This window comes from Paenalcaligenes sp. Me52 (assembly GCF_050487965.1).
In the GTDB taxonomy this organism is placed as follows: domain Bacteria; phylum Pseudomonadota; class Gammaproteobacteria; order Burkholderiales; family Burkholderiaceae_B; genus Paenalcaligenes.
Genome location: NZ_JBKQFO010000001.1, coordinates 2166680 through 2179456, shown reverse-complemented (window position 1 = coordinate 2179456; position 12777 = coordinate 2166680). Strand labels below are relative to the sequence as shown.

At 50.3% G+C, this 12777-nt stretch carries 11 protein-coding genes; 8 read left to right on the top strand and 3 right to left on the bottom strand.

Translation table 11 applies throughout. The features are described from left to right. Nucleotides 1–64: 64 nt before the first annotated feature. The 8 genes from rpsA to cysM all read left to right on the top strand — a co-directional run bounded on the left by rpsA (nucleotide 65) and on the right by cysM (nucleotide 7397). The gene (rpsA, locus tag ACLO87_RS10310; RefSeq protein WP_168246826.1) at nucleotides 65–1780 is read left to right on the top strand and encodes a 30S ribosomal protein S1; all 1716 of its coding nucleotides are present in this window, start codon (nucleotides 65–67) and stop codon (nucleotides 1778–1780) included. A 5-nt stretch (nucleotides 1781–1785) separates the two neighbouring features. Beyond that, nucleotides 1786–2109 (top strand): integration host factor subunit beta, encoded by a 324-nt coding sequence (locus ACLO87_RS10305; RefSeq protein ID WP_135862988.1) that lies wholly within the window; start codon nucleotides 1786–1788, stop codon nucleotides 2107–2109. A 134-nt stretch (nucleotides 2110–2243) separates the two neighbouring features. Then, complete coding sequence (locus ACLO87_RS10300) at nucleotides 2244–2558, top strand: LapA family protein (protein ID WP_135862989.1); 315 nt, start codon at nucleotides 2244–2246, stop codon at nucleotides 2556–2558. A 21-nt stretch (nucleotides 2559–2579) separates the two neighbouring features. Continuing rightward, on the top strand, nucleotides 2580–3836 hold the full coding sequence (lapB, locus tag ACLO87_RS10295) for a lipopolysaccharide assembly protein LapB (RefSeq protein WP_135862991.1): 1257 nt from the start codon (nucleotides 2580–2582) through the stop codon (nucleotides 3834–3836). Then, nucleotides 3833–4762 (top strand): D-glycero-beta-D-manno-heptose-7-phosphate kinase, encoded by a 930-nt coding sequence (gene rfaE1, locus ACLO87_RS10290; protein ID WP_430223615.1) that lies wholly within the window; start codon nucleotides 3833–3835, stop codon nucleotides 4760–4762. The genes lapB and rfaE1 overlap by 4 nt, the downstream gene beginning before the upstream one ends. After that, nucleotides 4759–5754: an ADP-glyceromanno-heptose 6-epimerase gene (rfaD, locus tag ACLO87_RS10285; protein WP_135862995.1), complete on the top strand. Its 996-nt coding sequence runs from the start codon at nucleotides 4759–4761 to the stop codon at nucleotides 5752–5754. Before rfaE1 ends, rfaD begins: the two co-directional genes overlap by 4 nt. Nucleotides 5755–5854: 100 nt before the next feature. After that, complete coding sequence (locus ACLO87_RS10280) at nucleotides 5855–6202, top strand: ComEA family DNA-binding protein (protein WP_430223614.1); 348 nt, start codon at nucleotides 5855–5857, stop codon at nucleotides 6200–6202. A gap of 286 nt (nucleotides 6203–6488) precedes the next feature. Next, a complete protein-coding gene (cysM, locus tag ACLO87_RS10275) occupies nucleotides 6489–7397 on the top strand; it encodes a cysteine synthase CysM (RefSeq protein ID WP_135862998.1) in 909 nt (302 codons plus the stop codon). A gap of 150 nt (nucleotides 7398–7547) precedes the next feature. Here the strand turns inward: cysM and ACLO87_RS10270 are convergent, their stop codons facing one another. The 3 genes from ACLO87_RS10270 to ACLO87_RS10260 form a co-directional block, all read right to left on the bottom strand. Next, nucleotides 7548–9533: a hydantoinase B/oxoprolinase family protein gene (locus ACLO87_RS10270; protein ID WP_430223613.1), complete on the bottom strand. Its 1986-nt coding sequence runs from the start codon at nucleotides 9531–9533 to the stop codon at nucleotides 7548–7550. A gap of 14 nt (nucleotides 9534–9547) precedes the next feature. Next, nucleotides 9548–11569, bottom strand: coding sequence for a hydantoinase/oxoprolinase family protein (locus tag ACLO87_RS10265; RefSeq protein WP_430223612.1), 2022 nt, complete (start codon nucleotides 11567–11569; stop codon nucleotides 9548–9550). Nucleotides 11570–11711: 142 nt separating this feature from the next. After that, nucleotides 11712–12752, bottom strand: coding sequence for an AraC-like ligand-binding domain-containing protein (locus ACLO87_RS10260; protein ID WP_430223611.1), 1041 nt, complete (start codon nucleotides 12750–12752; stop codon nucleotides 11712–11714). Between the last annotated feature and the right edge of the window lie 25 nt (nucleotides 12753–12777).

Here is a 12777-nt window from a genome sequence, read left to right as displayed (position 1 = left end):
CTCCACCGGAAATGGTTCCGGTGTGTTTATTTAGAAGCCAGAAATGGCTGATATGGGATTGTTAATGTCCTCAACTACTACCGATATTCTTGGCGGCGAAAGCTTTGCCGACCTGTTTGCAGAAAGCGTAAAAAGCCAAGACCTGAAAGCTGGCGAAGTTATTTCTGCTGAAGTTCTGCGTATCGACCACAACTACGTGTTGGTTAACGCTGGCCTGAAATCCGAATCTCTGATTCCTCTGGAAGAGTTCCTGAACGATCAGGGCGAACTGGAAGTTGAACCAGGCGATTTCGTTTCTGTTGCTATCGATTCCTTCGAAAACGGCTACGGCGACACAATTCTGTCCCGCGACCGCGCTAAACGCCTGTCCGCATGGCTGGCTTTGGAACAAGCTTTGGAATCCGGCGAACTGGTAAACGGTACGGTAACTGGCAAGGTCAAGGGTGGTATGACAGTTATGACCAACGGTATCCGTGCATTCTTGCCGGGTTCTTTGGTTGATCTGCGTCCAGTAAAAGACACCACTCCTTACGAAGGCAAAACCTTCGAATTCAAAGTGATCAAGCTGGATCGTAAACGCAACAACGTTGTGTTGTCTCGTCGTGCAGTGCTGGAAGCAAGCATGGGCGAAGAGCGTCAAAAACTGCTGGAAACCCTGACCGAAGGCGTAGTGGTCAAGGGTATCGTGAAGAACATCACCGATTACGGTGCGTTCGTGGATCTGGGCGGTATCGACGGTCTGTTGCACATCACAGATATGGCATGGCGCCGTGTTCGTCACCCATCCGAAGTTCTGCAGGTTGGTGAAGAAATCGAAGCTAAAGTGCTGAAATTTGACCAAGAGCGCAGCCGCGTTTCCTTGGGCGTTAAACAGCTGGGCGAAGATCCTTGGATCGGTCTGGCACGTCGTTACCCACAAGGTACACGTCTGTTCGGTAAAGTAACTAACTTGACCGACTACGGTGCATTCGTTGAAGTGGAAGACGGTATCGAAGGTCTGGTACACGTATCCGAAATGGATTGGACCAACAAAAACGTTGATCCTCGCAAAGTGGTTACACTGGGCGACGAAGTTGAAGTTATGGTTCTGGATATCGACGAAGACCGTCGTCGTATCTCTTTGGGTATGAAACAGTGCCGTCCTAACCCATGGGAAGAGTTCGCAGTGAACTTCAAACGTGGCGATAAAGTACGTGGCGCAATCAAATCCATCACTGACTTCGGCGTATTCGTTGGTCTGGACGGTGGTATTGATGGTCTGGTTCACTTGTCCGATCTGTCCTGGACAGACACAGGTGAAGAAGCCGTTCGCAACTTCAAGAAAGGCGAAGAAGTTGACGCCGTTGTGCTGGGTATCGACACCGAGAAAGAGCGTATCTCTCTGGGTATCAAACAGTTGGAAGGCGACCCATTCAACAACTACGTTGCTACAAACGATAAAGGCGCTGTAGTAAGCGGTGTAGTGAAATCCGTAGAAGCCAAAGGCGCTGTGGTTACACTGTCCGTTGATGTTGAGGGTTACCTGCGTGCTTCCGAGCTGGCAGCTGGTCGTGTTGAAGACGCAACAACCGTGCTGAAAGAAGGCGAGGAAATCGAGGCAATGATCCTGAACGTGGATCGTAAAGCTCGTAGCATCCAACTGTCCGTGAAAGCACGTGATAACGCTGATACCGCTGACAACATGCAGCGCATTTCCGAAGCTAGCGCTTCTTCGGGGACAACTAACCTGGGTGCTCTGCTGCGTGCCAAATTGGATCAGCAGCAGCGCGACGACGGTTAATCAGCGTGACTAAGTCGGAATTGATAACACTGCTGGCCAACCGCTACCCGCAGTTGGCTCAGCGTGATATGGATCTCGCGGTCAAAACTATGTTAGATGCAATGACTCAAGCCTTGGCGAACGGTCAACGTATCGAAATACGTGGTTTTGGTAGTTTCTCGCTATCTACGCGTTCTCCTCGTGTAGGGCGTAACCCTCGCTCTGGTGAGCAAGTGCTAGTACCTGCTAAGCAGGTGCCACACTTCAAAGCCGGTAAAGAGTTGCGTGAACGTGTAGATGCAGCGTATCTGGAAGAGCTAAAGCGCTCTGAGGCTTCATCAGAAAGCTAACGAGAAAAGCACAGCAAGATCTGCTAGTCCGTCTGAAAAAAAACAGGCCCTCATCGTAGGGCCTGTTTTGCGTATGGGCGTAGAAGCTAATTTCAAATTACAATGGTTTCTTGCCAATAAAGTGGAGTCATGACATGCGCTATCTAGTCTGGGTATTGCGTCTGCTGGTTTTTGTGATTGTGTTGTTGTTTGCACTGAAAAATACCGAGCCTGTAGATGTGCACTTCTTTGCCAACTATATGATTACGGGCGTCCCCCTAGTAGTGGTGATGCTGACGGCATTAATCGTAGGGTTGTTCATCGGTGTGCTGTTGATGGTGCTGGCGATATTGCGTAAGCGTCGTGAAGTAGCCAAGTTGAAACAGGAAATTGTGCGTTTAGAGCGTCAGCAACGTCAGCCTATAGTTGCTGAACGTAATGAAGTCGCTGATGTAGTTACGCCTCTGTAAGTAGCATAAGGAGTTGGGTGCGTGGATTTTGAACCGTGGTGGCTCATAATATTTCCTGTGCTGTTTGCACTGGGTTGGCTGGCAGCGCGTTTTGATTTTAGACAACTGTTGTCTGAGTCAAAAAATTTGCCGAATTCGTATTTTAAAGGTCTGAACTTTCTACTTAACGAGCAGCCTGATCGCGCGATTGATGCGTTTGTGGAAGTCGCTAAGCTAGACCCTGAAACTACCGAGTTGCATTTTGCGCTAGGTAGCTTATTTAGACGTCGTGGCGAAATCGAGCGTGCCATTCGTGTTCACCAAAGTTTGTTGGCGCGTTCAGATTTGCCGCAGAGCGATAAAGATGCTGCGCAATATGAATTGGCGCAAGACTTCTTCAAAGCTGGTTTGCTAGATAGGGCAGAAGAAGCATTTAAAGCCGTATTGGATACTCGCTACTCGTTGGATGCAGCCCGTGCATTGATTCGGATTTATGAATCTGAACACGACTGGCCTAAAGCTATTGCTGCTGTGCATTACTTGCGCACGTTGGTGGATGAGCCTGTGCCGCAACTGGTGCATTACCAGTGTGAGGAGGCAGAGACTGCACTGAAACGACGTGAGCCTAATCTAGAAAAGGCCGAGAAAGCCTTAGAGGCAGCAGAGCAAGCATCTGAAGAGCTAGGCGAGGAACGCGGTAGTGTGGCTTCTAGAGCCCGGATATGCATGCTGCAAGGCCATTTGGCGCAAGCTAAAGGTGATCTACAAGCACAGCGACGCTACTTGCTAGAAGCCATGAGTATTGCTCCTGAGTATGCAGGTTTAGTGGCGGCACGTTTCATGCAATGTTGCACACAGTTGGGTGTGGCTGCTGAAGGCTTATCTCAGTTGAAGGCGCACTATGAACTGCATCCTTCATTGGATGTGTTTATCGTGGTGTTCAAAGAGTTGCGTGAACAGCAAGGTCATATACGTGCATGGGCATTCTCTCGTTCTGCGTTGCGCGAACAACCTTTATTGTTGGGGTTGGATCGTATGCTGGAAGCAGAGCTTAAGCATGCCGACCACACGTTACGTGTACCAGATTATGAGTCTATCCCTCCCGGTGCGGCGGCAGCCGAAGTTGTGGCAGGGGCAGATTTGAGCTTGTTGTACAAAGTCGTACATAAACATGCACAACGTTTGGATCGTTATTCCTGCGATGTGTGTGGTTTTGAAGCGCAGCATTATTATTGGCAATGTCCGGGTTGTAACTCTTGGGAGAGCTATGCGCCCAAGCGTCTGGAGGAAATGCGATGACTGCTTTTCCAGCAGAAAAAATTCAGCAGTTAAAGGTGCTGGTTATTGGCGACGTGATGCTGGACCGCTATTGGTTCGGCGACGTAGATAGAATCTCTCCTGAAGCGCCAGTGCCTGTGGTTAAGATGGGCCGTCAAGAGGATAGGTTAGGCGGTGCGGCAAACGTCGCGCGTAACGTGGCAGCTCTTGGTGCTCACGTATCCTTATTGGGTGTGGTGGGTGATGATGTGACTGCCGATGCGGTAGAGCAGCGCGCTCAAGAGGCTGGGATCTGCACGAAAATGGTGCGTGATGCTCAGATGCCCACTACGTTAAAACTACGTGTATTGGGACGCCAGCAGCAGTTGATGCGTGTGGACTTTGAAGAGCGTCCTTCTGCTGCGATTTTAGATGTATTGCAGCAGCAAGCAGAAAGACTTATCGTTGAACACGATCTAGTAATTTTGTCTGATTACGCTAAAGGCTGTTTGGCGCAGGTAGAGTCGCTCATTGCTTTGGCCAAAAAACGTGGTATTCCCGTGTTGGTAGACCCTAAAGGTGACAAGTACGTGCGCTACACTGGCGCTACTATCTTGACGCCTAACCGCTTGGAAATGTCGCAAGCAGTAGGGGTATGGCATAGCGAGGCTGAGTTGGAAGAGCGTGCGCAAGCGTTGCGTCAGGCTTTGGAGTTGGAGGCCATTCTGATCACGAGATCAGAGCAGGGCATGACCATTTTTACGGCAGAAGGGCGTTTTCATGCTGATGCTCAAGCACAAGAAGTGTTTGATGTATCGGGTGCGGGTGATACCGTTTTGGCGACGCTGGCAGTGACTAAAGCGGCAGGATTATCGTGGAGCGATGCTATGAACTGGGCAAATATTGCCGGCGGCATCGTAGTAGGTAAGTTAGGCACATCCATTGTGACAGCAGGAGAATTGCAATGATCGTAGTAACAGGCGGAGCTGGTTTTATCGGAAGTAATCTGGTGGCCGGCCTGAATAAGCAAGGGATTAGCGATATCCTGGTGGTGGATGATCTACTGAATGGCGATAAGTTCGTCAATTTGGTGGACTTGTCTATAGCTGATTACATGCACAAAGACGAATTCCGTGAGCGTGTAGCCAAAGATCAGTTAGGTAATATCGAAGCGATTTTCCATCAGGGTGCGTGTTCGGACACTACCGAGCGTAATGGTCACTACATGATGGATAACAACTACCGAGTTACCTTGGAGTTGTTCGAGTACTGTCAGAAAAAACGCATTCCTTTCTTATATGCATCTTCAGCGGCCGTGTACGGTGCTGGTCCGGTATATGCCGAAGCGCCAGAAAATGAAGGGCCATTAAATGTATATGGCTATTCCAAATTGCTGTTTGATCAGGTACTGCGCCGTCGTTTTGATAGCTTGGTAGCACCTGTAGTGGGACTGCGTTATTTCAACGTGTATGGTCCACGTGAGCAGCATAAAGGCCGCATGTCATCGGTTGCATTGCACAACATGAAGCAATACCAGACAGAAGGTTTGGTGCGTTTGTTTGGTGGCTGGGATGGTTACGCAGATGGTGGCCAGCAGCGTGACTTCATCTTCATTGATGACGTGGTAAACGTGAATCTGCATTTCTTGAAGCAACCGTTGTCTGCTTCAGGTATTTATAACTGCGGTACAGGTAGAGCGCAGCCCTTTAACGATGTAGCGATGGCTGTAGTGAATACCATGCGTGAGTCTGAAGGTAAAGAGGCGTTATCGCTGCCTGATTTAGTGCATCAAGGCCTGATCCGTTATGTGGAGTTTCCGGATGACCTGAAAGGGCGTTACCAAAGCCACACGCAGGCAGATTTGACGGCATTGCGTAGTGCTGGTTATCAAGCTGAATTTGCCACAGTAGGCGAAGGTGTGTCGGCTTACGTTAGACACGAACTCAGTAAAAAATCCTAATCTGTAGGTAAGGTTGCGCATGGGCAAAGCCAGTCAGCCTTCGCCATAATCATGCGGCCATCCAGCATCATCAAAGCTCCTTTATCTCTTAGGAGTTTTGATGATGACTTCCTTAGCAATATCCCCCCGTTTTGCCTCTCTGTGTAGCAGCGTTTCTCGTGGTGCTATAGCGCTATTGCTGTGCCTAAGTTTATGGGGCTTCAGTGCGTTGGCGTGGGCGGTGAACGTGAACACTGCTACAGACGAACAGCTACAACAAATCAAAGGCATTGGGCCTAAAACGGCGGCCTTGATTGTAGAAGAGCGCGAACGCGGTGGGCCATTTATGGATCTCCAAGACTTGCAGGAGCGCGTCAAAGGTATTGGCGCCAAGCGAGCGCAGTCACTAGAGCAGGGCGGGCTAACCGTGCAAGGTGGTGAGGCCGCTACAGCCGCTACGACTCGCTAAGGTGGGTGGGCTGAACATAAGGGCGTGAAGGGTGATACCTCTATGTTCAGCCTCAGTCACCCTCATTACGTTATGCTTTTTAAGAGGGATGACTGGTGGCATATAGAACTAAATGCTCTATACAGAGGTTTAGCGTGCCTATATCAGTAGATATTCCGTAATAGAGTAGACAGAACCTTGGTATAGCATTCAAAATGGTCATGATACAAAGAAGTGTTGCCAGCCCAGCCACGAAAACTGTGTAGGCGATGGGCACCCCTTATTTGATTTTGCTGATACTTAGACTATGACTGCTTATCCGACTATTGAAGATACCATTGGCTCAACTCCCCTGGTGCGTTTGCAACGCCTGCATCCAGAACTGACCACAGAGCGTGGGAATGTGATTCTTGCCAAGTTGGAAGGTAATAATCCAGCCGGTTCGGTAAAAGACCGTGCTGCGAGTTCCATGATTCGTCGTGCCGAAGAGCGCGGCCAGATCAAACCCGGCGATACATTGATTGAAGCTACCAGTGGCAACACAGGTATTGCGTTGGCAATGATTGCTGCGGTACGTGGCTACAAAATGATCTTGATCATGCCTGACAACCTGTCTGTAGAGCGTAGAGCTTCTATGGCGGCTTACGGTGCAGAGCTTATTCTGACTCCAGCGTCTGCAGGAGGTATGGAGTATGCGCGCGATTTGGCACTGAAAATGCAAGCCGAAGGCAAAGGCATCGTGCTTGATCAGTTTTCTAATGATGATAACCCTCAGGCGCATATTCATAGCACCGGCCCTGAAATCTGGGCTCAGACAAACGGTCGTGTTACGCACTTTGTGAGTGCTATGGGTACTACAGGTACGATCATGGGTGTGGGCTCTTTCCTGCGTCGTCAGAAACCTGATGTGATGATCGTAGGTGCGCAGCCAGCAGAGGGCGCTTCCATTCCCGGTATTCGTAAATGGCCAGAAGAATACCAACCTTCTATTTTTGAGGCGGATGGCGTAGATAGATACGAACTGATTGGCCAAAAAGAAGCTGAAGATGCCGCTCGTGCTCTGGCATCGCAAGAAGGTATTTTTGCGGGTATCTCTACGGGCGGTGCTTTGGTAGCAGCGCTACGTGTTGCTGCTCAGGTAGAAAATGCCACTATCGTATTTATTGCATGCGATAGAGGTGATCGTTACCTGTCTACGGGTGTGTTTAACGGTTAATAGCTGCTAGCATGCTGCCGTTGTGAATCTACTGCAGCATACAAAAAATCCCCCAGAGGTTAACTGGGGGATTTTTTTGCCTAGACGATGTTGCTATGCCGTGTGCAGGGCGTTACGGTGTTGGCATAGCAAGGATGTATCTTCATACGCTTAGGCAGTAACCGCTTCAGTTTGCATCCAGTGTTGCAGGGTACGTTTTTCTAGCATGTCGCGGAACTGCTGTGTGGAAATGGGTAATACCGTGCCTTGATCCCAATCCAGAATGACACCATAACGGCGCACAGCATCTAACTGATCTATATCCCCAGCTCTATACCATTCTGCGACGTGTTCTGGGTCGGTTCTCATCCAATCCAGTCGGCTGGAGCGCATATGTTCACGTAGTGTGACGGTAGCTGCTTCATCAATGCGGTATTCACAAATCTCTGGGTCTACTGCCTCAATGATGACGCCATAGTCTTTGGCAGCACGAGCAATGGATACGTATTCATCAATGACATCTTCGAGCACAAGTTTGGGGTCGCGCTCTAACGGGTCACCAAAACCACCACCGCCTGCCGTAGGGCGACTGAATTCATCGCCAGAACTTACGGATACATCAGAAAATACAGAACCCAACCATTCAGATTCGGCAGCATCTGCACGTTTGAGGGTTAAGCCGTGTGGCATAGAGGGCAGACCGCCATTAATACCCCATACGATGGCACGTTCACGGTCGCAAATGTAGGAGATCACAGGGTCTTCTGCATCTTGCATGATAGATGTCTTGCGTACCCCCACGCCGCCACGCCATTTCCCAGGACCGGCTGAGTCGGTGAGGATTTGGAACTCGGTAGTCAGAATAGGGTTAGCCCGCTCTTGTCCTTCTACGGGTTGCGACATTAAGCCTACCCCAAACGATGCGGTAGTGACGTTGCTGCCATCCTTGCCGTTACGTCCGCCCCAGCCACCAGGCAGCCAGTCGTAGAACATAAAGATGGGTTTCTCTGGGCTGCGCGCATCTTTACCGCCTGTCAGTAGGTATTCCAAGTTAAAGGCGCAGGCGGTAGCGCGTTCTGGCATGATTTGCGACCAAATTTCATAGATCGCATTCATGATTTTTTCAAACGGCATCAAGAAGCCCGTGACGGCTACTGGCCAGCGTGCATTCACAATACTATCTTCAGGGGCGATCACATCAAACACGCGGTAAAAACCGCTGTTCAATGGCAGGTCTGGGAAGAAGGTTTTCATACCAGCGGCTACGGCTGAGAATGTAGAACCGAAGGCCGAGTTATAAATAGAGCCGATAGTAGGGTGGCTCCCTGTAAAGTCGTAGGTAGCGCGATCGCCTTTGATAGTGAGTTTGACCTTAATAGGAATCATGCCTTCACCAGAGATAGGGTCTCTATCGATGAAGTCTTGTGTTTCCCATTCACCATCAGGTAGTGCTGCCAAACGTTGGCGCACGGCACGTTCTACATAGTCTTGCACAGCGCCCATGCCTTCCAGAACGGTGTCTACGCCGTATTTTTCACTTAAGCGTATGATTTCTCGTTCACACACTTGGGTGGCTTGTGATTGCGCGTGAATATCACCAATGATAGAGGCGGGGTCTCGTGTGTTAGAAGCAATTAGGTGTGCGACATCACGACAGAACACGCCTTTGTGGAAGAGGCGTACTGGGGTGATACGCATACCTTCTTTGAACATGTCTTTGGCGGTGACGTCAAAAGAGCCTGGTACGCTGCCGCCTAAGTCTGACCAGTGACCATTGGATTGGCTAAAGCCCAGTAAAGTAGTCCCTGAGAAGATAGGGCGTATTAAACGCACGTCGTTAAAGTGGGTGCCGCCAGCATAAGGGTCATTGATGGCGTAGACATCGCCGGGGTGTATGTCGCCTTTAAAGGCTTCAATTACGGCTTTGCAGGTGAAGTGCAGTGTGCCTACGTGCACGGCAATATCCTGATTCCCTTGGGCAACGGAATTACCTTGTGCATCATGCAGACCGCTGGAAAAGTCACGGTTATAAATCACAAACGAGTAGCAGGTACGCAGAATTTGCTCTGCCATCTGGTCTACGCTGGTAATGAAGGAGTTCTTCAACACCTCAAAGGTGACGGGGTCCAACGTGGTGGATGTGGTTGCAGTAGTCATGATTCTTCTGCCTTTTAGAAACGGATGATAATGTTCAGGTAGTTGTCGATGTCAGCATGACATTGCGGGGGCACGACTACAGTGGAGTCCAACTGTTCGATCACGGCTGGGCCTTCTAGTTTGAAGCCGGCAGGCAAGTCAGTGCGTTCGTAAACAGGGGTTTGGCAGGCGCCAAATTTGGAAAACCACACTTCTCTATGGCTGACAGGGGTAGGAATAACCCCTGTTGGTTCGTGGCGTGGTAGCTCTGCTTGTGCGACTAAACCTACCGCTTTGAGGTTTAGGCGGAACACGCTAACAGGTGCATCCATACGGCGATAGTTGTATTCGCGTTCGTGTTCTTGGTGGAAGATATCAATCAAGCTATCCAGCGTTTTCACTGGGCGTGGGGCCGGTATTGCCAACGAGCGCCATTGGCCTTGGTACATCATGTCTATAGTGCGTTCCAGCACCATGTCTTCTTCTTTTACGCCTTCATGCGTCAGATGCGAGACGGCTTCAGCTTCCAGGCGCTGGAAAGCAGACTCTAGTTCGGCTATATCCACTTCAGAGGCTTGCTTGATATAGCTTTCAGCAAAGTCGTGTTGGATATTAACGAGCAGGCAGCCCAGTGCTGAGGCCACGCCGGGGTTTGGCGGAACAATCACAGCAGGAATGGAAAGCTCTTGGGCAATAGCTACGCCGTGTAGAGCACCTGCACCACCAAAAGACACCAACGCAAAGTCACGTGGGTCATAGCCTCGGCTAATGGACAGTAGACGTACCGCGTCAGCCATGTTGGCATTGGCAACGTCGATAATGGCTTGGGCGGCATCGTGCAGTTCTAGCTTGAACGGTTCGGCCACACCTTGTTGAACGGCTTTATGGGCGAGAGAGGCATCCAGAGTGACCTGGCCACCTGCCAACCTCGTTCCTAATCTACCTAGTACGACGTTAGCATCGGTGTTGGTAGGCTGCATGTTGCCGTTACCGTAGCAAGCTGGGCCTGGGTTTGCGCCGGCGGATTGGGGGCCATTTCGCAAAGAGCCCGCTTCATCCTGCCAGGCTAATGATCCGCCGCCTGCGCCAATGGTCAGTACCTCAATACTGGCAAAGCGAATGGGGTAACCAAACTCAATGAACCAGTCATTGGTGATACGAGACTGCCCGTCATAAGCGAGGGACACGTCAGTAGAGGTGCCGCCCATATCTAACCCAATGGAATTTTTGAAGCCACACAGCATGGCAATGTGGCGACTGGCAATCGCCCCTGCGGCAATACCAGAACCCGCTAAGCGTGCAGAAAAGTGCTCGACCGCTTCGGTGGTCATCACGCCACCGCCACTGTGTAACAGCAGCAGATCGCTTTCGTAGCCGCGACGTTTTAGTTCTTGTCCTAAACGTTTGGTGTAGTCCACGACCACAGGGCTGCAGGCCGCATTGATCACGGTGGTAGAGAAGCGTTCGTGCTCAAAAATCTCAGGCATCACTTCAGAGGACAACGAAATAGCGACATCAGGCATTTCTGCTCGCAGAATATCGCGCATTTGTTGTTCGTGCTGTGGATTCATGTAGGCATTCATAAAGCAGATAGCTACCGCTTTTACTTCACGACGACGTAGGGTACGAGCGACTTGCTTGGCTTGCTCTACATCTAGTGTGGTCACTACTTTGCCTTGCGCGTCTATACGCTCAGCCACGCAGAGTCGGTCACGGCGTTTTACGTGGGGTGGGGCTACGTCTTTGTAAATATCCCAGAGGTCTTCTTTGTTGGCCCTACGTATTTCAATGACGTCTCTAAAGCCTTCGGTACAGATCATGGCTGTACGGGGTAGGCGGCGAGTGATCAGAGCATTAGTCGCAACCGTAGTGCCGTGAGAAAACAGCGAAACCTGATTCAGGTCTACTTTGCTTTTATCAACGGCATTCAAGATGCCTTCAATGGGGTCTACAGTAGAGGAGGTTTTTTCAATACTGATGCGTCCGGTGTGTTCATCCATAACGCAGATATCAGTGAAAGTACCGCCTACATCGACGGCTACGCGTGTGCTTTTCATAGTGTGCTCCAAATGTTTGGCATGCAAAAATCCCTGCCTCGTAAAAACAAGGCAAAAAATTCGTTAGGGCGCGTAGGTAGCTTGATGCTGGCTACTGCCTATGACGGCAATAGACTACCTACCGAGGTGGGTAGGTCAGCGCTTAGCTGTCTACAAGAAAGTGGTGATCTTGGTGTTGGTTGAGGCGGGCACGGTATTGGCTACGTGCTTCGCTAGGCGATAAGCCAAAGTGGTTTTTATAAAGTTGACTAAAGGCTGCTGGGCTACTGAACCCCCATTCATAGGCGATTTCCGCAATGCTCTTGGTGTGAGCGTGTTGTTGTAATGAGGTATCGCTAAACAGAAGGCGTTGCTCTTGCACCCAACTGCTGACCGATTGGCCGCGCATTTGGAAAAGCATGTGCAGATAGCGCAGTGAAATACCACAGGCGCTGGCAATGTCTTGGGGGCGTAGGGGCTGTTGTATGTGGTCGCGTATGTATTTTTCGGCGCGGTATAAGTGGGCTGTTTGCACCGAAGTAAGCCCAGATTGCATGGGGGAATGATCCAGCACTGCCAAGGCCAGTAAGTCTACCAAGTGACTGCCTATGGTGTGACGCGCAGCTTGATCCATATGGTCAAGTCTGGTGGACACCATACGTACCATTTCTGTCATTAGATCGCCGGCCCCTTGGCTGGCATCAAAAGCAAGAGATACTAACCGTTCGGGCAGTCCTACCTTCGAGCGCAGCAAGGGGGCGGGAATCTTCATGACCCAGAGGCGGTTAGGTTGGGTATAGCTAAATTGGTAGGGTAGGTGACTGCGCTGCAAGATAAAGCCGCCAGGGGCGCAGCCTACTTCTCTACCGTTTTGGCTGAAATCGATGCTGTCATGGTCGGGGATAGTGATCAGATAGCTTTCCTCGCTTTCTGCTTGTTCTAGGTGCTGGCTATTACGTTGGTACAGCACGCCATCAGACTCCAGCTTGGACAGAGAGATAAGCCCCAGATCCCAAGAGTTCAACGCACCTGAAAAGCGTGATTCAGCTTTAAATGTTAGGGTTAAAGGAAAATAGGTTTCCGTGACGATTTTTTCCCAGTAGCGCTTGCGGCTCTGAGGTGCTTCATTGGTGGTGCAATGGCTGATATTCACCATGAACTCCTCCTGTTCGGCGGCTACCAGTGTGGTGCCTAAAGTCTCCATAAACTGCTTTTTGTTTTTTATCATT

Excerpts from the sequence above, each read along its gene's own strand:
- rpsA (WP_168246826.1), top strand. The coding sequence starts at position 65 with ATGTCCTCAACTACTACCGATATTCTTGGCGGCGAAAGCTTTGCCGAC.
- ACLO87_RS10300 (WP_135862989.1), top strand. The coding sequence starts at position 2,244 with ATGCGCTATCTAGTCTGGGTATTGCGTCTGCTGGTTTTTGTGATTGTG.
- rfaE1 (WP_430223615.1), top strand. The coding sequence starts at position 3,833 with ATGACTGCTTTTCCAGCAGAAAAAATTCAGCAGTTAAAGGTGCTGGTT.
- rfaD (WP_135862995.1), top strand. The coding sequence starts at position 4,759 with ATGATCGTAGTAACAGGCGGAGCTGGTTTTATCGGAAGTAATCTGGTG.
- ACLO87_RS10280 (WP_430223614.1), top strand. The coding sequence starts at position 5,855 with ATGATGACTTCCTTAGCAATATCCCCCCGTTTTGCCTCTCTGTGTAGC.
- cysM (WP_135862998.1), top strand. The coding sequence starts at position 6,489 with ATGACTGCTTATCCGACTATTGAAGATACCATTGGCTCAACTCCCCTG.
- ACLO87_RS10270 (WP_430223613.1), bottom strand. The coding sequence starts at position 9,533 with ATGACTACTGCAACCACATCCACCACGTTGGACCCCGTCACCTTTGAG.
- ACLO87_RS10265 (WP_430223612.1), bottom strand. The coding sequence starts at position 11,569 with ATGAAAAGCACACGCGTAGCCGTCGATGTAGGCGGTACTTTCACTGAT.
- ACLO87_RS10260 (WP_430223611.1), bottom strand. The coding sequence starts at position 12,752 with ATGGAGACTTTAGGCACCACACTGGTAGCCGCCGAACAGGAGGAGTTC.